At 74.2% G+C, this 23,411-nt stretch carries 19 protein-coding genes and 1 tRNA gene; 4 read left to right on the top strand and 16 right to left on the bottom strand.

Features of this window, described 5'->3' with window-relative positions; genetic code table 11:
* Positions 1-229: 229 nt before the first annotated feature.
* The 4 genes from ACSMTC_RS30295 to ACSMTC_RS30280 all read right to left on the bottom strand — a co-directional run bounded on the left by ACSMTC_RS30295 (position 230) and on the right by ACSMTC_RS30280 (position 3,569).
* A complete protein-coding gene (locus ACSMTC_RS30295) occupies positions 230-1,168 on the bottom strand; it encodes a phosphotriesterase family protein (RefSeq protein WP_436562910.1) in 939 nt (312 codons plus the stop codon).
* Positions 1,165-1,752, bottom strand: coding sequence for a DUF4865 family protein (locus ACSMTC_RS30290; RefSeq protein ID WP_436562909.1), 588 nt, complete (start codon positions 1,750-1,752; stop codon positions 1,165-1,167). Before ACSMTC_RS30290 ends, ACSMTC_RS30295 begins: the two co-directional genes overlap by 4 nt.
* 165 nt (positions 1,753-1,917) lie before the next feature.
* Positions 1,918-2,475, bottom strand: a complete 558-nt coding sequence (locus ACSMTC_RS30285) for a TetR/AcrR family transcriptional regulator (protein ID WP_436562908.1) — start codon at positions 2,473-2,475, stop codon at positions 1,918-1,920.
* A gap of 74 nt (positions 2,476-2,549) precedes the next feature.
* A complete protein-coding gene (locus tag ACSMTC_RS30280) occupies positions 2,550-3,569 on the bottom strand; it encodes an LLM class flavin-dependent oxidoreductase (protein WP_436562907.1) in 1,020 nt (339 codons plus the stop codon).
* 382 nt (positions 3,570-3,951) lie between these two features.
* Between ACSMTC_RS30280 and ACSMTC_RS30275 the strand changes: the two genes are divergently transcribed.
* Positions 3,952-4,944, top strand: a complete 993-nt coding sequence (locus ACSMTC_RS30275; protein WP_436562906.1) for an aldo/keto reductase — start codon at positions 3,952-3,954, stop codon at positions 4,942-4,944.
* A gap of 97 nt (positions 4,945-5,041) precedes the next feature.
* On the opposite strand, the gene ACSMTC_RS30270 is transcribed toward ACSMTC_RS30275, so the two are convergent.
* The 5 genes from ACSMTC_RS30270 to ACSMTC_RS30250 form a co-directional block, all read right to left on the bottom strand.
* Positions 5,042-5,788, bottom strand: a complete 747-nt coding sequence (locus ACSMTC_RS30270) for a winged helix-turn-helix domain-containing protein (RefSeq protein WP_436562905.1) — start codon at positions 5,786-5,788, stop codon at positions 5,042-5,044.
* Positions 5,789-6,701: 913 nt separating this feature from the next.
* A complete protein-coding gene (locus tag ACSMTC_RS30265) occupies positions 6,702-7,289 on the bottom strand; it encodes a GTP-binding protein (RefSeq protein ID WP_436562904.1) in 588 nt (195 codons plus the stop codon).
* Positions 7,270-7,722 carry a DUF742 domain-containing protein gene (locus ACSMTC_RS30260; RefSeq protein ID WP_436562903.1) on the bottom strand — a complete coding sequence of 151 codons (453 nt, stop codon included), beginning with the start codon at positions 7,720-7,722 and terminating at the stop codon, positions 7,270-7,272. Before ACSMTC_RS30260 ends, ACSMTC_RS30265 begins: the two co-directional genes overlap by 20 nt.
* A 9-nt stretch (positions 7,723-7,731) precedes the next feature.
* Entirely contained in the window at positions 7,732-8,151 is a 420-nt protein-coding gene (locus ACSMTC_RS30255) for a roadblock/LC7 domain-containing protein (RefSeq protein ID WP_436562902.1), read from the bottom strand.
* A complete protein-coding gene (locus ACSMTC_RS30250; RefSeq protein WP_436562901.1) occupies positions 8,148-11,459 on the bottom strand; it encodes a sensor histidine kinase in 3,312 nt (1,103 codons plus the stop codon). The genes ACSMTC_RS30255 and ACSMTC_RS30250 overlap by 4 nt, the downstream gene beginning before the upstream one ends.
* Positions 11,460-11,925: 466 nt before the next feature.
* Here ACSMTC_RS30250 and ACSMTC_RS30245 point away from each other — a divergent pair, with 466 nt between their 5' ends.
* Complete coding sequence (locus tag ACSMTC_RS30245; protein ID WP_436562900.1) at positions 11,926-13,758, top strand: AMP-dependent synthetase/ligase; 1,833 nt, start codon at positions 11,926-11,928, stop codon at positions 13,756-13,758.
* Between the two features lie 167 nt (positions 13,759-13,925).
* Here the strand turns inward: ACSMTC_RS30245 and ACSMTC_RS30240 are convergent, their stop codons facing one another.
* From ACSMTC_RS30240 to ACSMTC_RS30220, 5 genes are all read right to left on the bottom strand, one after another.
* Positions 13,926-14,723: an SGNH/GDSL hydrolase family protein gene (locus ACSMTC_RS30240; RefSeq protein WP_436562899.1), complete on the bottom strand. Its 798-nt coding sequence runs from the start codon at positions 14,721-14,723 to the stop codon at positions 13,926-13,928.
* A 150-nt stretch (positions 14,724-14,873) separates the two neighbouring features.
* Complete coding sequence (locus tag ACSMTC_RS30235; protein WP_436562898.1) at positions 14,874-15,215, bottom strand: VOC family protein; 342 nt, start codon at positions 15,213-15,215, stop codon at positions 14,874-14,876.
* A 190-nt stretch (positions 15,216-15,405) separates the two neighbouring features.
* Positions 15,406-16,005 (bottom strand): NUDIX domain-containing protein, encoded by a 600-nt coding sequence (locus ACSMTC_RS30230; RefSeq protein ID WP_436562897.1) that lies wholly within the window; start codon positions 16,003-16,005, stop codon positions 15,406-15,408.
* A 270-nt stretch (positions 16,006-16,275) separates the two neighbouring features.
* Positions 16,276-17,154: a hypothetical protein gene (locus tag ACSMTC_RS30225; RefSeq protein WP_436562896.1), complete on the bottom strand. Its 879-nt coding sequence runs from the start codon at positions 17,152-17,154 to the stop codon at positions 16,276-16,278.
* A 496-nt stretch (positions 17,155-17,650) separates the two neighbouring features.
* Positions 17,651-17,724 (bottom strand) — tRNA-Ile (locus ACSMTC_RS30220).
* A gap of 295 nt (positions 17,725-18,019) precedes the next feature.
* Here ACSMTC_RS30220 and ACSMTC_RS30215 point away from each other — a divergent pair.
* Together ACSMTC_RS30215 and ACSMTC_RS30210 are read left to right on the top strand one after the other, a co-directional pair.
* On the top strand, positions 18,020-19,189 hold the full coding sequence (locus ACSMTC_RS30215) for an exonuclease SbcCD subunit D (RefSeq protein ID WP_436562895.1): 1,170 nt from the start codon (positions 18,020-18,022) through the stop codon (positions 19,187-19,189).
* Entirely contained in the window at positions 19,186-22,338 is a 3,153-nt protein-coding gene (locus ACSMTC_RS30210) for an AAA family ATPase (RefSeq protein ID WP_436562894.1), read from the top strand. The genes ACSMTC_RS30215 and ACSMTC_RS30210 overlap by 4 nt, the downstream gene beginning before the upstream one ends.
* Before the next feature lie 21 nt (positions 22,339-22,359).
* Here ACSMTC_RS30210 and ACSMTC_RS30205 read toward each other — a convergent pair whose 3' ends face one another.
* Positions 22,360-22,563: a hypothetical protein gene (locus tag ACSMTC_RS30205; protein ID WP_436562893.1), complete on the bottom strand. Its 204-nt coding sequence runs from the start codon at positions 22,561-22,563 to the stop codon at positions 22,360-22,362.
* 306 nt (positions 22,564-22,869) lie between these two features.
* Positions 22,870-23,292 (bottom strand): YjbQ family protein, encoded by a 423-nt coding sequence (locus ACSMTC_RS30200; protein ID WP_436562892.1) that lies wholly within the window; start codon positions 23,290-23,292, stop codon positions 22,870-22,872.
* Between the last annotated feature and the right edge of the window lie 119 nt (positions 23,293-23,411).

Genomic DNA, 23,411 nt, shown 5'->3' with positions numbered 1-23,411 from the left:
GTGCGAGCCGTCCCGCAGGGCCCTGGTACCAGGATGCACCGCCGTGCCTGCCGGGGAGACCTCGCCGGGCGGGCCCCGCCCCGGGGCCTTCGCCGCGGCCGGCCGTGGCGCCCGGCGCCCGTCCCTGGCCCGACGGGCGAGGCGTCCGGCTCGGCCCGCACGGCGGACGGTTCGGCGCCTCGACCCACGTGGCGGAGGGTTCGGGACCGCGGCCCGCACGGTGCGGGGTTCAGGCGAAGGCCAGGGCCCTGGCCGGGTTGGCGCGCAGTACCAGGTCGGGCAGATCGGGCCCGAACTCCCTTGCCAGGCGCGGGCGCAGCGTGGCCAGAAGGTACGGCATGCCCGGGTTGCCGCGGGCCGCCGAGGTGGTGGTGTCACCGCCGAGCAGCAGGTGTTCGGCGTGGCCCGCCTCGATGAGCGCGGCCAGGGTGTCGAAGAGGTGGTGGTCGGTGGCGTGGTTGACGCGTGACGGTCCGTCGAGGGCGATGTAGGCGCCGGACTCGGCGGCCTGGCGCTGGAGGCGCAGGTCGGGGAAGCGGTTCAGATGGCCGAGGATCACCCGGTGCGGCGGGACGCCGAGGCTGCCGCAGAGCAGGTCGAGGACGTCGAGCGCACCGGTGCCCAGTTCGTGGTGGACCGCGATCGGGGCGCCGGTGGCGTGGTGGGCCTCGGCCGCCGCCGTCATGGTCCAGCGGGCGTGCCGGTCCAGGCCGTGGTAGCCGCCGGCCACCTTGATCAGCCCGGCCCGGCCGGTCGGGCCGGTCGGGCCGGTCGGGCCGGTCGGGCCGGTCGGGCCGGCGTGCTCGGTGCCTTCGGTGAGTTCGGCGACGAAGAGCCGGGCCAGGTCCAGGTCGCGCAGCCGCTCCGGCTCGTAGTGGGCGGCCTGGTGCAGGCCGGTCGCGGCGACCAGGTGGACCCCGGTCGCGCGGGCGAGCGCGACCAGGTCGGGCAGCCGTCGGCCCATGCCGTGCGGGGTCCACTGGACGACGGCCTGTCCGCCGAGGGCCGCGAAGGCGCGCAGCTCGGCCTCGGCGGCCACCGGGTCGTCCAGTTCCTGGCCGGGGAGCAGCCGGCTGCGCATGAAGAGGTGGTCGTGTGCGTCGCAGATCCCGAGTTCGGCGGGGTCGAGGTCGCCGAGGACGGTACGGACCGCCGGGGTGCCGCTCATCGGGCCGCCTCCGCTCCGGCCGCGAGGGCGTCGAGTTCGGGGTGGGACAGATGCAGTACCTGGTAGGCGGTGTCGTCCTCGTCGGCGGGGGCGGTGTCCTGCTCCCACAGGGCGAAGCGCAGCAGCTCCCAGCGGTTCGGGTCGAGGGCGACGGCGACCGAGTGCAGGCCGGGCCGGTCGGGGAGGCCCGCGAGGGCATCGGCGAGGGCCTGGTCCGGGTCCGCGCCGTCGGGGAGCGGGGTGGTACGGCGGGTGGCCGTGCGAGGGGTCAGGTCGCGGGCGGGACCGAGCCGCAGGCCGGTGCCGAGCCAGTGGCGGACGGGCGGGCGGCCGAAGTCCGCGCTGAGGCCGGCGAAGCCGGGTCCGCGCAGGAAGCCGGCCATCGCCTCGGCGGAGTGCCAGAGGTAGAACGGCGCGTACTGGTTCACGGGCGAGGCGGCGTGGCCGCGTTCGCGGACCAGGTACGCCTTGAGGCCGAGGCCGGGAAGCCGGTCCAGCAGGTGGCCCTTGGTGGCGACGCGTCGGCGGATGATCCGCATGTCGTAGTCGGCGGGCAGGGTGATCTCGTACTGCATCGCTTGCATGGGTGGGTCCCCCGGTCGGGCTGTGTCAGTGGGCGCGGAGCGGTGCCAGGTGTGCCAGTGGGTACGGAGCCAGGCGCGTCGGTGGGCGCGGAGCGGTACCAGGTGTGCCAGTGCGTACGGAGCGGTGCCAGGCGCGTCGGTGGGCGCGGAGCGGTGCCAGGCGCGTCAGTGGGCGCGGAGCAGTGCCAGGGCGCCTCGGACCGCCTGCTGGAAGGGCTCGGGCGAGTCGGCGGCGCGGGCGAGTACGTAGCCGCCCTGGGCCACGGCGGCGATCGCGGCGGCCACCTCGGCCGGATCGGGGCCGGCGGCGAACTCGCCGGCCGCCTGGCCCTCGGCGATGAGGTCGGCGAGCCGTCCGCGCAGCCAGTCGAAGGTCTCCTCCACCGGCCGGCGCAGCTGCGTTTCGGCGACCACCTCGGGGTCCTGGGCCATCCGTCCGATCGGGCAGCCGCGCAGCACCTCGCGGTCGCGCAGCAGGTACGCCTCGATGCGCTGGTAGGCCGTGCCGGGACCGGAGAACTGCCGCTCGGCGAGCTCCCTGACGTCCTCGGCGCTGCGGCGCAGGGCGGCGGCGGCGAGGTCGGTCTTGCCGCTGAAGTGGTGGTACATGCTGCCCTGCCCGACCCCGGAGCGCTGCTGGATCGCCTTGGGGCTGGTGCCGGCGTACCCGCGCTCCCAGAGGAGCTCCCGGGTGGTCTCGATCAGTCGCTCGCTGGTGGCCATGCATCCACTGTACATACCAGTAGGTACAGAAGTCGACGGAAAAGGGCCGTCCGGTCGGGACGGCCCTTTGGGGGTCAGGGGAGTTCGCGGCGGATGACCGGGGCGACCTCGGTGGCGAACAGCTCCAGCTGCTCGTGCTGGACGGCCTCGGTGAGCGAGTCGACCCCGATGCCGACCACCTCGTTGCCGAAGGCCTGGTGGTAGCGGTGGATCTTCTCGATCACCTGCTGCGGGCTGCCGACCAGCGCCGAGCCGCGTTCCAGGGCGTCCTCCAGCGACTCGAACGGCGAGTTGTTGTGCTTTCCGGCCGCGGAGTCGAACAGCGCGTTCCAGTACGGACGGAAGCCCTCGACCGCGTCCTGGGAGCGCTTGGCGATGAACAGCCCGCCGAAGCCGGTGCCCACCCTGGCCTCCTTGGGGTCACGGCCGTAGTGCTCCCAGCGCTCGCGGTAGTGGTCGATGAGCGCCCGGTACCTGGCGAGCGGATGGAAGGCGTTGGCGGAGAACAGCGGGTCGCCGAAGCGGGCGGCCAGGTCGGTGGACTGCTCGCTGGTGGCGCTGCCGTGCCAGACCGGGATCGGGTCCTGGAGCGGGCGCGGGTAGCTGGTGACCTCGGTGAGCGGTGCGCGGAACCGGCCCTGCCAGCTGACCTTCTCCTCGCGCCAGAGGCGGTGCAGCAGACCGTAGTTCTCCGCCAGGTAGTCCCACTGGCGCTCCTCGTCCAGGCCGAACAGGCCGAAGTGGCGCGGGTCGTTGCCCTTTCCGATGATCAACTCGACCCGGCCGCCGGAGAGTTGGTCGAGCATCGCGTAGTCCTCGGCCACCCGCACCGGGTCCAGGACGGAGAGCACCGTCACGGTGGTGAACAGCCGGATGGTGCTGGTGCGCTGGGCGATGGCGCTGAGAAGCACGGGCGGGGCGGGCGACAGGAACGGTTCGCCGTGCCGCTCCCCCACACCGAAGCCGTCGAAGCCGAGCCGTTCGGCGGTGACGGCCTGGTCGATGACGTTCGCCAGTTTCTCCCGGGCGGAGCGCTGGTGGCCGGTGACGGGATCGGGTCCGTTCGAGACCAGGGACGAGACGGTGAACCGCATGGCGGTCTCCTTGCGAGCGAGGCGGGACTGGCCGCACCCCGGCGTCGCGTCCGCGGGTCGTCGGCGCTCGCACGGGGGCGGCACCGGAAGGGGATCGACGCGACGGCGGGCCTGGTTCGGTTGCCGGCCCGGGTCAGCGCGAGGTGCCGCGAGGGCGACAACAGCGGCAGGGGGCGGTGGCAGCGCGGTGCATCTCCGACTCCCCCTTCGCTCGGCACGGCCCGGCCGCACACGGCCGATCCTTCGGGCGAGCTTACGGCCGGTCAGCGCGGTGGACAAGGGCCGATCCGGGCGGCGGCCCGCTGCCCGAGGCCCGCCACGACCCGCGCCGAGCCGCGGGCACGGGTCCACCGCACCGGCCTTGAGCTGGCAGGATGCTGACATGACGTACCTTGCCGCCGATGACCGCTACTCCTCGATGACCTACCGCCGCGCCGGGCGCAGCGGTGTGCAGCTGCCCGCCGTCTCGCTCGGCCTGTGGCACAACTTCGGTGACACCCAGCCGCTGGAGGTCCAGCGGGCCGTGCTGCGCCGCGCCTTCGACCGGGGTGTCACCCACTTCGACCTGGCCAACAACTACGGCCCGCCGTACGGCAGTGCGGAGCGCAACTTCGGCACGCTCTTCGCCCAGGACTTCCGTCCCTACCGGGACGAGCTGTTCATCGCCTCCAAGGCCGGCTGGGACATGTGGCCGGGCCCGTACGGGGACGGCGGCTCGCGCAAGTACCTGCTGGCGAGCCTGGACCAGTCGCTGGCGCGGATGGGCCTGGAGTACGTGGACGTGTTCTACTCGCACCGCCACGACCCGGACACCCCGCTCGAGGAGACCATGGGGGCGCTGGACTCGGCGGTCCGCTCCGGCAAGGCGCTGTACGCGGCCATCTCCAACTACCCCGCCGAGCAGCACCGGGAGGCGGTGGCGATCCTGCGGGAGCTGGGCACCCCGGTGCTGATGAACCAGGCCTCGTACTCGATCCTCAACCGGGAGCCGGAGGACGGCGGCCTGCTGGACGCGGTCGGCGACACCCGAACCGCGCTGATCGCCTACTCCCCGCTCGCCCAAGGGCTGCTGACCGACCGCTACCTGAGCGGGAAGGTGCCGGCCGGGTCGCGGATGTCGGTGGGCCACTTCCTGCGCGAGGAGGCGCTGACCGCCGCGAAGCTGGCGCAGCTGCGCGCGCTCGCCGAGGTCGCCGAGCGGCGCGGGCAGACCCTGGCGCAGCTCGCCCTGAGCTGGGTGCTGCGGGACCCGCGGGTGGTCTCGGTGATCATCGGTGCCAGCAGTGTCGCCCAACTCGACCAGAACCTGGACGCGTTGGGCGCCGCACCGCTGTCGGCGGAGGAACTGGCGGAGATCGACCGGCTGAGCCGCTGAGGCCTCGGCGGCCGGGCCGGGCGTACCGCCGTCCAGGCGGCGCGCCCGGCCGGCGCGACGATGCGGCACTCCGGGGGCAGGCGCCGGCTCGGGCGGGTCACGCCACCGGCGTGTACTTGTAGCCCACCCGGCGGACCGTCACGATGCTGTCCCGGTACGCCGCGCCGAGCTTGCGGCGCAGCCGGGCCACGTGCACGTCCACGGTCCGGCCGTCGCCGACGTGACCGTAGCCCCAGACGGCGGAGACCAGGTGGTCCCGGGTGTGCACCCGCTGCGGGTGCTCGGTGAGGTGGGCCAGCAGCTCGAACTCCAGATAGGTGAGGTCGAGCTGCCTGCCGTCCACATGGGCGCTGCGGCGGTCGAGGTCCACGCTGATGCCGCGCGCGGCGGGCCGTGCGGGCTGGGCCTGGGGCGGCACCGGGGCCGCGGCCGGCGCGGCCGGTCCGCCCGGCTGGACGTGGGCGATCGGCCGGCCCGGAGCCGGTTCGGCCGACTCCAGCGGGACCAGTACCAGGTATCCGACCAGCGGCTGGCCGGAAGCCGCCGCCGTGCCGAACTGCGCACCGTACTGGGCGATCAGGCCCGGCGGGAGCGCCGACTGCGGGAGGGCCGCCACGACGGCCGCACCCTCGGGGAGCGCCTCCAGCAGCGACTGCGGCGCGGGCACGGCGGCCGGCTGCCGCGGCGCGCCGGCGGGAGGCTGAGTGGCGGGGGCGGGGTACTGGGGTGCGGTCGAGTGCCATCGCCCGGCGGTCGAGGGAACCGAGCGGACCGCCCGCAGGTGCGGGGTGGCGGCCGGGCCGGAGGCCGGGAGGGACAGGGTGGCAGTGGAGGAGGAGGACATGGTGCCGCTCTTTCGCGCGTGACGGATGTTGGGGTTCGTCTGCGCGTCCACCGGGCCGTGCTGCCGCAGCTGAGTTGGCTCAGCGGGCGGAGGACCGGGACACGCGGGGCGAGCCCGGACACGTCTGGTCGAAGAGGTGCGGCTGCCGGGACGGCCAGAACGGCTCCAGGTCGCGGCGGCCTTCGGCGCCGTGGTCCACGGCCCGGTCCGGGCCGCCGGCGGCGGTCCGCCGAATCAACTGCCCGTCGTATGCGGCTGGTTGATGCTTCGTTCGGTGCGGTGTTCGAGTACGGCTCATGTCGCCCGATCCGGGAGAGTGTCGATGTGCGGTGCGTGTGGCCGAGTACCACCGGACGCCCGGTGCCCGCGCGGCTGGGTGGGTGCGCGGGCGGACGGCCGGTGCGGCTGAAAGCGGGGTGCGGAGTGCGGAGTGCAGGTGCGGGGCCGGCCGGCGGTCAGCGACAGCAGGTGCCGCGACAGCACGCGCCGTGGCGGCAGGCCATTTGGGGACCACAGGTGCCGCGACAGCGGGAACTGCGGCCGACCGCGAAGTCGATGTACCGGCGGACCGTCAGCGCAGGGGCGACGGCAGGGGCGGCGCTGGACCCGCGTACTGCGGTCACTGGACTGCCCTCCCCCCGGATGGTGCGGGCACTACGCCCGACGTGTTGCGGGCATCGCGCCCGGCGGCCTGTCGGTAAAGAGCGTTCCACGGCCAGGCCACCCGAGGCAACCCGGAACTGACGAATCTTCCAGAATGCGGACTGTGATCCCATCATTCGGGACGGCGATGCCGTAAGCGCTGGCCACGGGCGTTCCGGCGGGGCCGGCTCGGCTGCCGGCCGGCCGTCCGGAGTGCCGCCCAGGAGCCCCGGCGGGCCGTCAGGGCGGAGCCCAGGCCCTCGGCGCACCGTCAGCGGCGGGCCGCCGCGTACTCGACCAGCCGGATCAGCAGCTCCTTGCCGTCCTCGCGGTTACGGGCGTCGCAGAGCAGTACCGGCACCCCGGGGTCCAGGTCGAGCGCGTCCCGGACGTCCTCGGGTGCGTACGTCTCGGCCCCCTCGAAGCAGTTCACCGCGATCACGAACGGGATGCCGCGCTGCTCGAAGAAGTCCACCGAGGGGAAGCAGTCGGCCAGCCGCCGGGTGTCGGCCAGCACCAGCGCGCCGAGCGCGCCTTGGGCCAGCTCGTCCCAGAGGAACCAGAACCGGTCCTGCCCCGGGGTGCCGAACAGGTAGAGGGCGAGGCCGGGACGCAGGTCGATCCGGCCGAAGTCCATCGCCACCGTGGTGGTCCGCTTCGCCTCGACGCCCGCGGTGTCGTCCACCGGACGCCCCAGCTCGCTCAGCCGCTCCTCGGTGCGCAGCGGCCGGATCTGGCTGACCGCGCCCACCAGCGTGGTCTTGCCGACGCCGAAGCCGCCGGCCACCAGGATCTTCAACGCGACCGCACCCCAGGGGGATCCGGTCGGTGACGGTGCGTCAGAGTGCGCGGAGGCCATTGATCACGTCTCGCAGCAGGCGCTCGTCCGGAAGCTGGGCGAGCGGAACGGGTCGGATGACACTGATCAGCCCGGTCTCGTGCAGATCACCGAGCAGTACCCGCACCACGCTGACCGGCAGGTCGGTGTACGAGCCCAGCTCCGCGACGCTCAGCGGCTCGTCGCGGCAGAGCTTCAGCAGGGTGTGGTGCTCCGGGCCCAACGCGTGCTCGGCGCCGAGCTGTTCGGCCTGATCCACCGCCCTGATCAGTGAGATCAGGTCGAACAGCCCCTCCTCGGCCGGCCGGGCCCGGCCGCGGGTCATCGAGAACAGCCGCACCACCGGGCCCGCGTCGTCGTCGAACCAGCGGTCCTCCTCGGGCGGGCGCGATGCGGAGGGTTCAACCGCCGTCGGCACGGCCGGGGGTTCGGGCACGGCGTCCTCGATGCTCATCGGCTCGACTCATCTCCCCGGCGGGGTGGCCTCGGTCCGCGCCTCGGTCGACAGATGCTCGCCGACCCGCTTCACCAGCAGCGCCATCTCGTAGGCGATCTGGCCCACGTCGGACTCCGCGTCGCTCAGCACGGCGAGGCAACTCCCGTCGCCCGCGGCGGTGATGAACAGGAAGGCCTCGTCCAGCTCCACCATCGTCTGGCGGACCCCGCCCACCTCGAAGTGCCGACCGGCCCCCTTGGCCAGGCTGTGGAGGCCCGCCGCGACGGCCGCCAGGTGCTCGGCGTCCTCCCGCTTGAGCCCGCTGGACGTGCCCGTGGCCAACCCGTCGCTGGACAGGATGACCGCATGCCGCAGGGCCGCGACCCGTCCCACCAGATCGTCCAGGAGCCAGTTGAGTTCTCTGGACGGCTGTGTCGTAGCGGTCATGATTCGGTTCCTTCCGTTGGTGCTGGCTGTGCTTGTGGTGCGAATGGTGCAGGTTGTACGGCTGGTGCAGGTGGTACGGCTGGTGCGGACTGCGACAGCAACGATGACGCGGAACGACCGGCCGACGGTTGCGTGGGCCCGGCGGACCCGGACGGGGAGCCGACGGGGTCGGGCGGGGAACCGGCGGACCCGGACGGGGAGCCGACGGGCTCGGGCGAGGAACCGACGAGCCCGGCGGGACGGTCGGCGGGACCCTCGGCCCCGGCAGGACGGTCAGCAGGACCGTCGGCCCCGTGGCTCGCGACGGCTGCCGGCGGGTCCGGCACCACGGTCAGCGAGGCGGGCTGGGGCCGGTCGCCCCGACCGCGCTGGTACCCGCGCTGGAACGAGGCGAAGGTCGATCTCGCCTCCTCCGGCGAGCGCTCCCGGACCGACTCGGGCTCCCGTGTCCCGGGCCCCTCCTCCCCGGCCACGACGGCTGCCGCAGCCGCTGCGGCGGCCTTCAGCTGGGGCGCGAGGCTGGCCTGCCGTACGCGCCTGGGCAGTAGGCCGCCCGCCGCCAGGTCCGGATCGCCCTGCGCCGACGACCGGCTCCCGGGGCCCGTCGACTCACGCCCCGGGGCGGCCGGGGCAGCGGCGTCATCGTGCGCCGAGGGCGCTGAAGACACTGAGGACGCTGAGGGCGCTGAGGGCGCTGAGGGCGCCGGGTCGGCTCCGGCGGACGGCACGGCGTCCGCCTCCGCTCGGGGCGGCGCCGCGTGCGCCGGGGGCGCGGCGCGGACACCACTCTCCCCCTCGGCGAGGTCCTCCTCGACCGGACTGTCCGGTCTGCGGTGCCGCCCGGTTCCGGCGTTCGGTCCGGCACCCGGCCCGCCGTCGGATTCGGCACCCGGCCCGCCGTCGGATCCGGCACCGGCGTCCGCCGCCGGAGCCGAGGAGGCAGCCGTCGCGGCGCTTCCCGCCCGCCCGGCCGGCTCCGGCGCGGTCCCGCCGGCGGTGTCTGCGGCGGGGTCTCCGGCGGGGTCGGCATCCGTGCCCGCTGTGACCACGGCGGCACCGCCCTCGCCGCGCGGGGCGTCCGCGGGCACCAGAGCGGGCCCGGCCGAGTTCGCGGTGGCGGCGCGGCGGCGCGGCAGTCCGCCGGGAGTACGGGTGGACTCCGGCGCCGAGGGGCGCGGACCTCCGGACGGGCGCTCGACAACGCGCACCGGCGCGTCGCTCTCGGCACGCGCACTGGTACCACGCCGCCGCCCGCCGTCCCCGGCCGGTGCCGGTACGCCTTCCTCGGGCAGCGCCGGCACGGCGACCAGCTCGCGCTGGCCCCGCCGTGCGCCGACCGGTCGCGCACCGGTCCGGCTCACGGCGCCGCCGGCACCGGCCGCCGCGCCCCGCGCGCCGGTGTTCGCCGACTCCGGTGCCTCCGCCAGCAGCTCACGCGGGATCAGCACCACGGCGGAGGTCCCGCCGTACGGCGAGGGCCGCAGGTGTACCCGGATGCCGTGCCGCCGTGCGAGCCGGCTGACCACGAACAGCCCCAGCCGGTCGGTGTCGGCGAGGTCGAACTCCTGCTCCTCGGAAAGCCGTTGGTTGATCTCCGCGAGGGCCTGCTCGCCGAGCCCGAGGCCCCGGTCGTCGATCTCCAGGCAGAAACCGTGGGCCACCACCTCGCCCTGGACGGTGACCTGGGTGTTGGGCGGGGAGTACACCGTGGCGTTCTCGACCAGCTCGGCGATCAGGTGGGCGACGTCCGCGACCGTGCTGCCGAGCAGCCCGGTACCGGGGAACGGCCGGACGACCACCCGCGCGTAGTCCTCCACCTCACTGACCGCCGCCCGGACCACGTCCACCATCCGGACCGGCTTGCGCCAGGCCCGGCCCGGCGAACCGCCGGCCAGGATGATCAGGCCCTCGGCGTGCCGTCGCATCCTGGTCGTCATGTGGTCGAGCCGGAACAGGTCCTCCAGCTCGGTCGGGTTCTCCGCCCGGCGTTCCATGGTGTCCAGCAGGGTCAGCTGGCGGTGCAGCAGCACCTGGCTGCGGCGGGCCAGGTTGACGAAGACCGCCGCCACGCCCCGGCGCAGTTCGGCCTGTTCCACCGCGGCCTCGACGGCGGCCCGCTGGACCGCGTTGAAGGCCCGTCCGACCTGGCCGATCTCCGCCGGGCCCAGGTCGATCGCGGGCGCCTCCGCCGCCACGTCCACCGTCTCGCCCTTGCGCAGCCGGAGCATCACCGAGGGCAGCCGGGTGCCGGCCAGCTCCTGGGCGGCGTTGCGCAGGGTGATCAGCTCATAGGCCAGACCCCGGCCGATCCGGTACGAGATCGCGATCGAGAGCACCACCGCGACCAGGCCGACCACACCGGCGATCCCACCGCGCACCAGCTGGTGGATCGCGGCGGAGCGGGCGCGTTCGTCCAGCGTGGCGTCCAGCCGGGTGTCGAGGTCGGCGAGCGAGCTCAGGGCACCGTCGGCGGCGTCGCGCCAGGAGTTGTCGGACAGCCCCTTCACTGCCTGGACGTGGTCGGGCGAGTCCTCGAAGAAGGCCTCCATGCTGGCCAGGGCCATCCAGTTGTTGCCGGTGCGCAGCCTGCGGTAGCCGCCCTGGTCCTGCGGGTCGAGCTCGTCGATGTAGACGTCGAACAGCGCCCGCTGGTTGTGCAGGCCGTCCAGCGCCTCCTGGACCATCGAGGCGTCGGGCTGGTCGGTGAGCCGCAGGCCCTCCATCGCCGCGTCCTCGCGGGACAGGTACTCGCGGGCCCGGACCAGCTCGGTCAGGATGGTCCCCTGCCTGGGCAGCTGGCCGCTCTGCCGGCTGACGAAGGCGGAGCGGAAGCTGAACACCGGGTCGATCAGCGCGCTGTACTGGTCGATGACGTACGCCCAGAGGTTGGCCCCGCGCGCCACCTGACCCCGGATCGGGCCGAGTTGGTCGGCACCGGTGAGGACGCCCTGGAGCCGCTTACGCTGGACGTCGTCGAGCTTCCCCGCCTCCGGGCCGTCCGCCTTGGCGCGCAGCGCCGCGAGGCCCTGGTCGGTGACGCCCTGCGCCCGGCGGTAGGCCGCCGTCAGCGTGGTGGAGCCGGGGGCGGCGAGCATGAGCACGGCGGCCCGGCGTTCCGCCTGGACGTCCCGCGCGTACTGGTCGGCGGCGCCGCCGAAGGAGCGGTAGGCGGAGACGACGCTCAGCTGGCTCCGGACGTCGCCGGTGGTCACCAGCGTCGCGTACACCCACAGGCCGGTGAGGGCGAGGATGGGCAGCATGAGCAGCGCGATGATCTTCGCGCGGATCGAGCTGCGGCGCAGGCGCATGGAGTCCTCGGTCGGGCTGGCTCTCGGACGTGGAATGGGGACGGCGGTACTTCGGCAGTGGGTCGGGACGGGTGGGGGCGCGGGTCATGGCACTGCGCCATGCCGGACGTCAAGACACATGCCGGTTCACGTACGGGCCCGCACGCCGGGCCATGTGCGATCTGCGCGAGCTTACTACTCACTGACCCTCCGTTCGAAGGGTCGAATCCACCACCCCGGGCCGGTCACCGCGATCCGCCCGTTTTCGCCGCCGTCGGGTGCTCTGTCCGGGCCGTGACACGGCACTGCCGGTCTTGGCATGTGCCGGATCCGGTCGCGGTCCGTCGTACCCCTGGGCAGCGCCACGACGATCGGGTAGCTTCGCAGACCCACCATGCGCCGAGCCTGCCGGACCGGGCCGCGGACCGGCGCCCGGCGGGGCCGGCACAGCAGGACCAGAGCAACGGACGACCGGATCGGGGGCACCGTGCGCGAGTTCACCAGTCCTCCGCTCACCACCCCGGCCGCCGGCGGGCTGGCCGACTCGGTGTACGAGGACGCCGAGCGCACCCCCGACCCGGTGCGGTTCTCCCGCCCGGACTCCACTCAACCCGGGCAGGTCTGGCTCGATGTGACGGCACGCCAGTTCCGTGATGAAGTCCTCGCGCTGGCCAAGGGCCTGCTGGCCAGGGGCATCCGGTACGGCGACCGGGTCGCGCTGATGTCCTCCACCCGCTACGAGTGGACGCTCTTCGACTACGCGCTGTGGTCGATCGGCGCCGTTTCGGTGCCGCTGTACCCGACTTCGGCCCCCGCGCACGTGTGCTGGATCCTGGCGGAGACCCGTGCCGTCGCCTGCGTGGTGGAGGACGAGGACCACGCCATGACCATCGGCGCGATCTGCGACGCGCTCCCCGAGCTGACCGACATCTGGCAGCTGGACCGGGACTGCGTGGCCGAGCTGGTCGAGGACGGCCGCGACGTGCCCGAGGGCCTGGTACACCGCCGGCGACTGGGGGTCACCCCCGAGTCGGTCGCCACCATCGCCTACACCTCGGGCACCACCGGCCGCCCCAAGGGCTGCCTGCTCACCCATGGCAACCTCGCCGCCGAAGCGGACGCCCAACTGGCCGGCTGGCACGAGGTGTTCCAGGACAGCGGCGGCTTTCCGCCCTCGACGCTGCTGTTCCTGCCGCTGGCCCACATCTACGGCCGGATGGTGCAGATCGCGGCGGTCCGCGGCGGCGTGCGGCTCGGCCACCACGGCAGCCCCGCCGTCGACGCGCTGCTGCCCGCCCTCGCCTCCTTCCGCCCCACCTACCTGCATGCCGTGCCGTACGTCTTCGAACGGATCCACCAGCGGGCCAGGGAGGCCGCCGAGCAGGCCGGCCGCGGCGAACTCTTCGCCCAGGCCGGCGAGGTGGCCGTGCACTGGGCCGCCGCCCGCGAGCAGCGCGCCTTCGGGCACGGACCCGGCCCGGGCACCACACTGCGGCTGCGCCACCACGCGTACGACCGGCTGGTGTACCAGCGGCTGCGTGCCGTACTGGGCGGCCGGGTCCGCAGTGTGATCAGCGGAGGCTGCGCGCTGGGGCGGGAGTTGGGACTCTTCTTCACCGGCGCCGGGATGACGGTGTACGAGGGGTACGGGCTGACCGAGACCAGCGCCGCGATCACCGCCAATCCGCCGCGCCGGGCCAAGGCGGGCACCGTCGGCCTCCCGCTGCCCGGCACCTCGGTGGCGATCGCCGGGGACGGCGAGATCTGGGTGCGCGGTGCTCCGGTCTTCACCGGCTACCTCGACCACCCGCGCTGCACCCGGCAGGCCCTGCAGAGCGGCTGGCTGGCGACCGGCGACCTCGGCTCCCTGGACGAGGACGGCTACCTCACCATCACCGGCCGCAAGAAGGACCTGATCGTCACCAGCAACGGCAAGAACATCGCCCCCGCCGTCCTGGAGGAACGCGTCCGCGCCCACCCGCTCGTCGCGCACTGCCTGGTCGTCGGCGACGACCGCCCCTACCTCACCGCCCTGATCACCCTCGATCCGCCCGCCCTGTGCCACTGGATGGCGATGCACGGCCGCGAACGGCTCGACGTCCGGGCCGTGCTGACCGACCAGGAGCTGCGCACCGAGATCCAGCGCGCCGTCGCCGTCGCCAACAACACCGTCTCCCGGTCGGAGTCCATCCGCGCCTTCCGCCTGCTCCCCCAGCAGTTCACCGTCGAACAGGGACTGCTGACCCCCTCCCTCAAACTCCGCCGGCAGGCCATCCTCCAACTGCACGCGGAGGACATCGAGGAGCTGTACACGCGCTGAGACCGCCGGACCTGCCGGCACCCGCCGCCCGCCGGTGCCGCCGGTCCGAGCGGCGGGCCGGACCGGCCGCCCGCGCCGATCCCCGCGAAGCACTCGGGCGCGCCCCGCCTCCGGTACGAGGCGGGGCGCGCCCGAGCTCCGCTCAGACCCGCTGTTCGAGCCGCCCGTCAGACCCCGGCGGTGAAGGCGGGCAGGTAGCCGCCGGCCTGGCCGTCGGCGTTGGGGTGGTAGCTCTCGTCGATCGGGAGCGTGGTGCTGTGCAGCCACTGGGTGTCGCTGCCACAGATCTCGTGACCGCTGAACAGCCCGCGGACATCCTCGAAGGTGAAGCCCGCGTTGGCGGCTCTCTTGGCGATGACGCCGTCCAGCACGTCGGCCGCACCGTTGATGGCGGAGCGCTTGGTGTCACCGATGCCGAAGATGCAGGTGCCGTTGATCTGGTAGAGGTGCGGGTAGCCGAGCACCACCACCTGGGCGTTGGGCGCCGCGCTGCGGATCGCCGAGTAGACCTGGTCCAGCTGGCCGGGCAGGGTGTTGCTCGCGTAGTTCTCCGCCGTCGCGACGGCGGAGAGGCAGGAGCTGTCGCTGCTGAGCACGCAGGTCTCCATGGTGCTGGCGAAGCCCGCGTCATTGCCGCCTATGGTGATGCTCACCAGCGTGGTGGCCGAGTTGAGCCCGGAGAGCTGGCTGCTCAGCACATCGCCGGTCTTCGCGCCGGAACAGGCCGCGAATGTGAACGAGTCCGGGCTGTTGGCATTCGCCCACAGGTACGGGTACGCGTTGGTGCTGCGCTCACAGCTGCCGCTCTCACTGGTGTAGCTGCCTGCGCCGACACCGGAGGAGTACGAGTCCCCCAGTGCGACGTAGTTGACGGACGCCGCGTTGGCGGCGGTCGCACTGACCAGCGGAACGAGCGCGAGGAAGCCGGCGAGCACGGCTGCGGACATGGCACGGGCAGGGCGCATTGAGCACCTCCAAAAGGTGACGGGGGTCACACTTTTGATACCACTTAGTAGCTTCAGCGAACAGTGCTCATGTCAGGATTCTCATTGGACGAGGCCGTTGTGACGTCGTCGGATGAACATGGCGTCAACTCTCCGAGGCGATAAAGGACTTCAGCAGACGACCTCGAGTTCGAACCCCTGGGAATCGACCAGATGCACGGTCTCACCGGTGTCCACCCGCACCTGCCAACCGACTTCGAGCGCCACCGCCACCGCCGCTCGCGAGCCGTGCACCGCAAGGTGGTTGAGCCCGGCGCGCAGCCGCTGATGGCCTCCCGGCAGCAGTGCCGGGGACTGCTCCAGCACCACATAGCTGTCACCCAGTCGCCAGCTGCGCCCGTGCTCCCAGCGCTGGAACGGCTCGCAGCCGAGCGCCACCAGTACCGGCCCCCACTGCCGTTCGGCCTGGGGGAGGTCGTCCACCCAGAGCTCCACGTGATGGATCAGCCCCATGTCCCACCCCTTCGGCTCGATGCCGGTCCGCGCCGCTCGATGCCGCTCGATGCCATTTGATGCCATTTGATGCCACTCATGCCGCTTAATGCCGCTCGGATGCCCTCTGTCGCCGGGTGCCGCGTCTGCCCCGGTACCGCTCGCCACCCCGGTGCCGCTCCCGGGCCCGGGGCCGCGCCACGCCCCGGGGTCAGCGAACGAAGGTTGAACCGGACGGCGGGAGTTCCTCGATCGTCTCGTTGGCGGCGGCCGGCACGCCCAGCTCGGCCACCGCGGTCGCCACCGCCGCATGCGCCTGGCGCAGCCCGATCTCACCCCAGCCGAGCAGTTCGACCGCCAGACCGGGTGCGACCAGCAGCCGCCGGTAGTGCCGCCCCGAGGCCGGGTCGGGCGCGGTCGGGCCGACGGCGCGGAGGGCGGCGGCCATCCGTACCCGTGCGCACTCGTGGCCGCCGTTGGCCGAGCCGACCCGGTCGTAGAGGTAGCCGAGGTAGTGCGCCGGACCGATCACCGCCTGTGCCTCCTCGCCCGCCTCGCGGGCCAGCGCGGCGGCGGGATCGCCGTCGTCCTCGGGCTCCAGCGAACCGCCCGGCAGGCTGACCACGCCGTCCTTCGGGTTCACCAGCGTCAGCACCCGCCCGTCCGGCACGAAGAGCCAGCCCCAGGACTGCTTCACCGGCAGCCCGGCGGGCACCGCCTCGCCCGGTCGCCACGGCCAGCCCGCATTGGGACGACGCCGCACCCGGCCGAGCAGCTCGGAGATCTCCGCGCTGTACTCGATACGGCTCACTCGTCCCCCCTCCGGTGGTCGGGCCTGCGCGCCGTGTGGCGCATGGTCGGTTCAGGTCGGGGACGACCGGGCAGGAGGCTGCCTCGGCGCGCTCCGACCTGTTGATCTTCCCCGAACATGCGGTCGATGAACAGTCCTGGCCGCCGCACGGGGCATGCCGCAGCACCTCACGGCACAGGACAACAGAGGACGAACCGGAGGCCGACGGAGGTTGAACGGCGGATCAGCCGAGCCGCTCCCGGCCCACTGTGAGACCTCGTCCGTGATGACTCAGCGCCCGGCCCCACCCGCCTCCCCCGCCGTACCGCCCTGCTCCCCGGCGCTGCCGCCCCGCTCCGCCCGCCAGAGCGGCAGCGGGAACCCCGCCCGGGCCACCGACCGCTCAGGCGGACCCTCCATCGCCGCTGCGACCAGCGCGGCGGCCGTCTCCAACGCCGTCATCGACCGCAGCCGCCCGTCCACCAGCACCCAGCCCAGCGCCTCCCGCTCGCCGCCCGCCCCGACCGGGCCGTACAGCAGCAGCTCCCCGGCCCCGTACCCGGCGACCGCCGCCGCGAGGACGGCGCAGAACGCCTCCCCCTCCTGGCCGGAGTCGGTGAACGCTCCGGACCGCACCTCCAGGTCGGCCTGTGCCGCCAGCTGCTCCCCGTCCAGCAGACCGACCGAGTGCAGCGTGAGCAGGTGCCGCCCCTCCCCCGCACCGGCCCCGAGCGTCAGGTACACCTCGGACACGTACCGCAGCACGGCGGCCAGCCGCTCCTCAGGCCGCTCCTCCCGGCCGACCGACATCAGCAGGACGGAGCAGGCGATGGAGATCCGAACCCTGGCCAGGTGGTCCGCCACCAGGACCGGGAGCAGTTCGGCCAGCCGCTCCCCCCGGAAGACGAACGGCTCGCCGGCCAGCTCCGGATCGGCCGCGTAGGCGACCCTGGCCACCGGATCGTCCACGGCCAGCAGGTGCTGTTCGCAGAAGTCGGCGAAGTCGGCCGGCTCCAGGACCCGCAGGTGCACGTCCACCCCCTCTCCGCGCAGGGCACACAGCTGACTCTCCGTCCGGCGCAGGTAGGCCCCGTAGTCGATCCCGCCGAACAGGCCGTGCTCGCGCAGCCGGGCGAAGTCGGCCGGGTCGACGGCCACCGCGAGCGCCACCGGCTGCCGCAGCGCCCCTCCCGTCCCCCGCCGCCCGCGCCCCCGGCCTCCCCGGGATCCCCCGCCCGCACCGGCGGCGCCGCTGGCACCTCTCCCCCTCGACCGGGGACTCTTCCTCTCCGGCCTCCCCCGCTCCGGCCGTCCGGCCCCGGACCCCCTCGGTTTCGACGGACCCGGCTTCAATGAGTTGGACCTCGACCGGCCGGACTTCGACTGGCTCGACATGGATGACATGGGCGGCATGGACGACATGGGACCCTCCCTCTGAACGACTGCCGGACCGCCGACCGACGGCGGGTTACCGACACTCGCGACCATACAGAGTGTCACTGACAATCCACTCTCCGAAGTCGCCCCGTGTGGACGTCGGCAGCACGGCGAGGCGGATCGTCGTCCACACCCCGGAACCGGCGGGGCGGGCACGCCTTCGGAACGGCCGGGCCGTGGAACGCCGAAGGGCCCGGAGTGGACATCCACTCCGGGCCCTTCGCGCCGGTGGGCCTAACAGGACTTGAACCTGTGGCCTCTTCCTTATCAGGGAAGCGCTCTAACCGTCTGAGCTATAGGCCCTTGCCGCGCTGAAAGATTAGCGGACCGATGGCCGATCTCCCAAACCCGCCGGATCGCCCTCCCCGGGGGTAAGGGCAGGTCAGGCGCTCGCCGACGCCCCGCACCGCCGTGCACGGGGAGCCGGTGCCCGGCAGACCCCCCTGGCCCCCGGTGCGGATGAGGGGCCGGAGAACGCTCTGGCAGGGGGAATTGTCAGTGGCTCCTGTGATACTCGGTGCTGGCCGGCCGTACCCGTGCTGGCCGTGTGCCGAGTCGGAGGGACTGAAGTGGCGGACACGCGGGTGAGGGCGGTGCGGTGAGACTGCTGCATACCTCCGACTGGCATCTGGGCCGCTCGTTCCACCGGGAGAGCCTGCACCAGGCCCAGCGCGACTTCCTGGACCACCTGGTGGCGGTGGTCCGGGAGCACCGGGTCGAGGCGGTACTGGTCGCGGGCGACGTGTACGACCGGGCGCTGCCCGGCCTCGAAGCGGTCGCCCTCTTCGACGACGTGCTGCACCGGCTGGCCGACCTCGGGGTGCCGACGGTCTTCATCAGCGGGAACCACGACTCGGCGCGCAGGCTCGGGGTGGGCGCCGGTCTGATCGAGAGGGCCGGGATCCATCTGCGCACCGATCCGGACGGCTGCGCCACCCCGGTGCTGCTGGCGGACGCGCACGGTCCGGTGGCCGTCTACGGGCTGCCGTACCTGGAGCCCTCGCTCACCCGGGAGCGGTTCGGGCTGGACAGCGGCGGGCACACCGAGGTGCTGCGCGCGGCGATGGCGCGGGTCAGGGCCGACCTGGCGGAGCGCTCGGCCGGCACCAGGACGGTGGTGCTCGCGCACGCCTTCGTGACGGGCGGCGAGCCGAGCGACAGCGAGCGGGACATCACGGTCGGCGGCGTGGCGAGCGTCCCGGCCTCGGTGTTCGACGGGGTGCACTACGCGGCGCTGGGGCACCTGCACGGCTGCCAGACCCTCGCCCCGCACCTGCGCTACAGCGGCTCCCCGCTGGCCTTCTCCTTCTCCGAGGCGGACCACCGCAAGACCATGTGGCTGGTCGACCTCGCCGCCGACGGTTCGGTGGAGGCCGAGCGGATCGACTGCCCGCAGCCCCGTCCGCTGGCCCGGATCAGGGGCCGCCTGGCCGAGCTGCTGGCCGACGAGAGGCTGACGGTCCACGAGGACGCCTGGGTCCAGGCCACCCTCACCGACCCGGTCCGCCCGGCCACCCCGATGGAGGAACTGCGCCGCCGCTTCCCGCACACCCTCCAGCTGCTCTTCGAACCCGAGCCCTCCCCGGGCGAGCAGCGCGTCTCGTACGCGGACCGGGTCAGCGGCCGCGCGGACCTGGAGATCGCCGAGGGCTTCGTCCGGCACGTCCGCGGCGGCGGTGAACCGGACGAGCTGGAGCAGCGCTGGCTGCGGGAGGCCTTCGAAGCCGTCCGGCTGGCCGGCGAGCGCGAGCAGGAGCTGCCCCGATGAGACTGCACCAGCTGACGGTCACCGCCTTCGGCCCGTTCGCCGCCACCGAGCGGGTGGACTTCGACCAGCTCTCCTCGGGCGGCCTCTTCCTGCTGCGCGGCGCCACCGGCGCCGGCAAGAGCAGCGTGCTGGACGCCGTCTGCTTCGCGCTCTACGGCGAGGTGCCGGGCGCCCGGCGGGGCAATCCGCTGCGCAGCGACCACGCCGAACCTCTGCTGCCCACCGAGGTCCGCCTGGAGCTGACCCTCGGCGGCCGCCGGCTGGAGATCACCCGCAGCCCCGAGCAGAAGCGCCCCAAACGCCGGGGCACCGGCACCACCACCGAGAAGCCGCAGACCCTGCTGCGCGAGTGGGCGGCCGACCTCGGCGACGGCACACCGGGCTGGCGCGCGCTCAGCAGATCGCACCAGGAGGCCGGGGAGGAGATCCGCCGGCTGATCGGGATGAGCCGCGATCAGTTCTGCCAGGTGGTCCTGCTGCCGCAGGGCGACTTCGCGCGTTTCCTGCGCGCCGACGCCACCGACCGGGCGACGCTGCTGCGGCAGCTCTTCGACACCGGCCGGTTCGACCTGGTCGAGCGCTGGCTCGGCGAGCAGCGGCGCACGCACGAGGCGGCCGTGCAGGGCGGGCGGCTGCGGCTGCGCGATCTCGTGGGCCGCGCACAGGAGGCGGCCGGCCCCGGCGCCGAGCCCCCGGACGGCTGGGTGCCCGACGAGGACACCGCGGGCCCGGCGTCCGCCGCCGGTCCGGCGGGCCTGGCGGCCGGGGTGCTCGGCTGGGCGGCCATCCTGCGCAGCGGGGCGGCCGAGCAGTGGGCGGTGGCGCGTTCGGGCGCGGCCCTGGCCGAGGCCTCCCATGCGGCGGCCCAGCGACAGCGGCAGTGGGCGGGCGAGCTGGCCGACCGCCAGCGCCGCCACCGGGCGGCCGCGTTGGAGGCACACCGGCTCCGGGAATCGGCCGGCCGACTGGCCGACGACGAGCGGAGGCTGGCCGCCGCCCAGGCGGCGCTGGGTGTGGAGTCGGTGCTGCGTCTGCGCGACGGCGCTTCCGCCGCGCTCCAGGCCGCCCGGCAGACCGAACGGGAGCGCCGCGCCGCGCTGGCGCGCCTCCGCGGCTCCTCGCCCGACCCGGACGGCGGCCCGGACGGCAGCCCGGCTGGTGCGCCGCCGGTCGATGCGCGCCTCCCCACCGTCCCGTCCGGCACCGGCTCCCCCGTCGGCGCCGGTGAGCCGGGAGAGCGCGAACTGGCCGAGGCGGAGCGGAGGTTGCAGGCTCAGCTCGGGCTGCTGGAGGCGGCGCGGGCCGATGAGCGGCGGCAGGGCGAGCTGAGCCGCGAGCAGCACAAGCTCACCGCCGAGCGGGAGCGCGCCGACGAACTCGCCGAGGAGGCCGCGGACTGGCTGCGGGACTTCGACGACCGGCTCGCCGCCCTCCAGGAGGAGCGCGAGGCCGCCCGGGCCGCCGGCGCCAGGGTCGAGCGACTGGACGCCCACTGCGCCGACCTGGGCCACCGCCTGGCGGCCGCCGTCCGGCGGGACGAGCTGCACGCCAGGATCGCCGGGGCGGAGGGCGAGCTGTCCGTACTGCGCGGCCGGGCGCAGGACGCCCGTGAGCACAGCCTGGATCTGCGGGAGCGCCGACTCGCCGGTATGGCAGCCGAGTTGGCGGGCCGACTGCGGGCGGGCGAGGCCTGCCGGGTCTGCGGGTCCGAGGCGCATCCCTCCCCCGCGCAGCCGTCCGCCGCGCAGGTCGGCGCCGCGGACGAGGAGGCGGCCCGGGCCGCGCAGAGCCGGGCGGAGCAGTCGCTGTCAACGGCCGAGGCGGCCCTGACGGCGCTGCGGGTCGAGGAGGCGGAGGCCTCCGGCGCCGCCGGCGCGCAGCGGGTCGCCGAGGTGCGGGCGGCGTTGGCCGAGGCCGAGCAGGAGCGTCTCACGGCCGTACGGGCGGCCGAGGGCCTCGGGGCGGTGGAGCAGCGGATCGGCAGGCTGACGGGTGAACAGTCCAGCCGGCAGGCGCAGTTGCGCCAGGCCGGGGAGGACGGTGCGGCACTCGCCGGCCAGTTGAAGAAGCTGGTCGAGGAACAGCAGGAGCTGGCGCAGCGGGTGCGCACCGCCCGGGGCGACGCACCGTCGGTCGCCGCCCGGGCGGCCGCGCTCGCCGCTCTGGCGGAGGCCGTGGTCGCCGCGCTGGCCGCCGTCCGGGCTTCGGTCGCGGCCGGATCCCGGCTGGCGGAGGCCGAGCTGGAGCTGGGCCGTTCCAGTCTGGCTTCGGGTTTCGCCACCCCCGAGGCGGCGCGGGCCGCGCTGCTGCCCGCCGCCGAGCGGGCGGCTCTGAAGGCGCACCTGGACCAGCAGCGGGCGGCGCTGGACGCCGTCGAGCGGCAGTTGGCCGACCCGGAGCTGGTCGCGGCGGCGGCGCGGCCCGCGGTCGACCAGGAGGCCGCGCAGGCGGCGCTCCAGTCGGCGACGGCCCGGCTGCGGGCGGCCTCGGCAGCGGAGAGCGCGGCCGCCGAGCGCTGCGCGGCGCTGGCCCGGCTCGGTCGTGAGCTTGCGGCGCTGGCCGCCGAGCTCGCTCCGCTGCTGGAGCTGCACGGGCGGATCAGCCGGCTGGCCGGCCTCGCCGCGGGCACCTCGCCGGAGAACACCCTGCGGATGCGGCTGGAGTCGTACGTCCTGGCGGCCCGTCTGGAACAGGTGGCACAGCGGGCGAGCGAGCGCCTGGTCCGGATGTCCGGCGGCCGGTACACGCTGGTCCACAGCGACGACCGGGTCGGGGGCAACCGGCGCTCCGGCCTGGCCCTCCGGGTGGTGGACGCCTGGACGGGCATCGCCCGGGACACCGCCACCCTCTCCGGTGGCGAGAGCTTCTTCGCCTCGCTCGCCCTGGCGCTCGGGCTGGCCGACGTGGTGACGGACGAGGCGGGCGGGATGCCGCTGGACACGCTCTTCATCGACGAGGGCTTCGGCAGCCTCGACGAGCAGACGCTGGAGGAGGTGATGGACGTACTGGACGGCCTGCGCGAGCGGGACCGGGCCGTCGGCATCGTGAGCCATGTCGCCGACCTGCGGTCCCGGATCCCCGGTCAGCTCCTGGTCCGCAAGGGCCGGCACGGCTCGACCCTGCACCTGGCCACCCGTACGGACGGCTAGGCCCGCCGCATCGGCGGCCGCTCAGCCGGAGCAGGCGATGCGCTGGGCCTCCTGCCAGGCGCAGACCGGGCACAGGGTGATCCCCGGGTGGTCGGCGGGCAGTTCGGTGGGGTCGCCGCACCGGACGCAGTCGGCGCGCGGCCCGACGAGCGCGGGGTCGTGCGTCAGCGCCCGGACGGCCTCGCCGTCAGGGGCGAGTGCACACTGCTGGGTTTCGTCCGCCATGCCGTTTTCCTACCACACCCGGGCCGCCGATCGGCCGCCGCCCGGCTGGCCGTCCGGCGGTGGCCGCTGGCCGGCGCGCCTGCGCAGTGCACCGTCTTCCGGGGCACGGGCGCTCCCTGGCCGGCTGCGGGAGCGGCCGGACCGCCGCAGCGGAGCCCGGTCCGACGCCCGGCCCTCGTACCCGGCCCTCGCGCCCGGCCTCGCGCCCTGGACGGGTGTGAGAGCCGGGACCCGGGATCCGCGCAGGTGCCCGGCAGCCGCGCGCAGGGGCCGAAGGCTGCCCCGCAGCCCCTGCGCGCGGTCCCGCTAGCCGAGGAAGGAGAGCCGGACCGTGCGACGCGGGTTGTCCCCGTTGGTGTCGACCAGGACCACCGACTGCCAGACACCGAGGGCGAGTTGGCCGCCGATCACCGGCAGGGTGGCGTGCGGGGCGACCAGCCCGGGGAGCACATGGTCGCGGCCGTGCCCGGGGCTGCCGTGGCGGTGGCGCCAGCGGCTGTCGGCGGGAAGCAGGTCGCGCAGGGCCGCGAGCAGGTCCTCGTCGCTTCCCGCGCCGGTCTCGATCACCGCCACCCCGGCGGTGGCGTGCGGGACGAAGACGTTCAGCAGGCCGTCCCGTCCGGGAGCGGCCGTGTCCAGGAAGGCCGCGCAGCGGTCGGTGATGTCGAGGGCGACCTCAGCGGTGCCGGTGGTGATCTCGAAGGTCATGGTGTGGAAGGTGTCCGCCATGGTGCCATCCTTGCCCACCGTGCGCGGAGGTGGACAGCAGGGCTCGCCGTACGCGGATCGGGGCCGCCGGGCGGCCCGTACGGCGAACGGCCGCGGAGCCGCACGGTCCGGGCGTACGC

It is taken from the genome of Kitasatospora sp. HPM-01-4 (genome assembly GCF_051374625.1).
Classification (GTDB): Bacteria; Actinomycetota; Actinomycetes; order Streptomycetales; family Streptomycetaceae; genus Kitasatospora.
The sequence above is the reverse complement of the archived record's forward strand: the minus strand, read 5'-3'. Positions and strand labels throughout refer to the sequence as shown.

Bases quoted from the DNA above. Each gene is read 5' to 3' on its own strand.
- ACSMTC_RS30290 (WP_436562909.1), bottom strand. From the start codon at position 1,752: ATGCAAGCGATGCAGTACGAGATCACCCTGCCCGCCGACTACGACATG.
- ACSMTC_RS30295 (WP_436562910.1), bottom strand. From the start codon at position 1,168: ATGAGCGGCACCCCGGCGGTCCGTACCGTCCTCGGCGACCTCGACCCC.
- ACSMTC_RS30235 (WP_436562898.1), bottom strand. From the start codon at position 15,215: ATGGGGCTGATCCATCACGTGGAGCTCTGGGTGGACGACCTCCCCCAG.
- ACSMTC_RS30270 (WP_436562905.1), bottom strand. From the start codon at position 5,788: ATGTCCTCCTCCTCCACTGCCACCCTGTCCCTCCCGGCCTCCGGCCCG.
- ACSMTC_RS30250 (WP_436562901.1), bottom strand. From the start codon at position 11,459: ATGCGCCTGCGCCGCAGCTCGATCCGCGCGAAGATCATCGCGCTGCTC.
- ACSMTC_RS30285 (WP_436562908.1), bottom strand. From the start codon at position 2,475: ATGGCCACCAGCGAGCGACTGATCGAGACCACCCGGGAGCTCCTCTGG.
- ACSMTC_RS30260 (WP_436562903.1), bottom strand. From the start codon at position 7,722: ATGAGCATCGAGGACGCCGTGCCCGAACCCCCGGCCGTGCCGACGGCG.
- ACSMTC_RS30265 (WP_436562904.1), bottom strand. From the start codon at position 7,289: ATGGCCTCCGCGCACTCTGACGCACCGTCACCGACCGGATCCCCCTGG.
- ACSMTC_RS30255 (WP_436562902.1), bottom strand. From the start codon at position 8,151: ATGACCGCTACGACACAGCCGTCCAGAGAACTCAACTGGCTCCTGGAC.
- ACSMTC_RS30275 (WP_436562906.1), top strand. From the start codon at position 3,952: ATGACGTACCTTGCCGCCGATGACCGCTACTCCTCGATGACCTACCGC.
- ACSMTC_RS30280 (WP_436562907.1), bottom strand. From the start codon at position 3,569: ATGCGGTTCACCGTCTCGTCCCTGGTCTCGAACGGACCCGATCCCGTC.
- ACSMTC_RS30205 (WP_436562893.1), bottom strand. From the start codon at position 22,563: ATGGCGGACGAAACCCAGCAGTGTGCACTCGCCCCTGACGGCGAGGCC.
- ACSMTC_RS30200 (WP_436562892.1), bottom strand. From the start codon at position 23,292: ATGGCGGACACCTTCCACACCATGACCTTCGAGATCACCACCGGCACC.
- ACSMTC_RS30210 (WP_436562894.1), top strand. From the start codon at position 19,186: ATGAGACTGCACCAGCTGACGGTCACCGCCTTCGGCCCGTTCGCCGCC.
- ACSMTC_RS30240 (WP_436562899.1), bottom strand. From the start codon at position 14,723: ATGCGCCCTGCCCGTGCCATGTCCGCAGCCGTGCTCGCCGGCTTCCTC.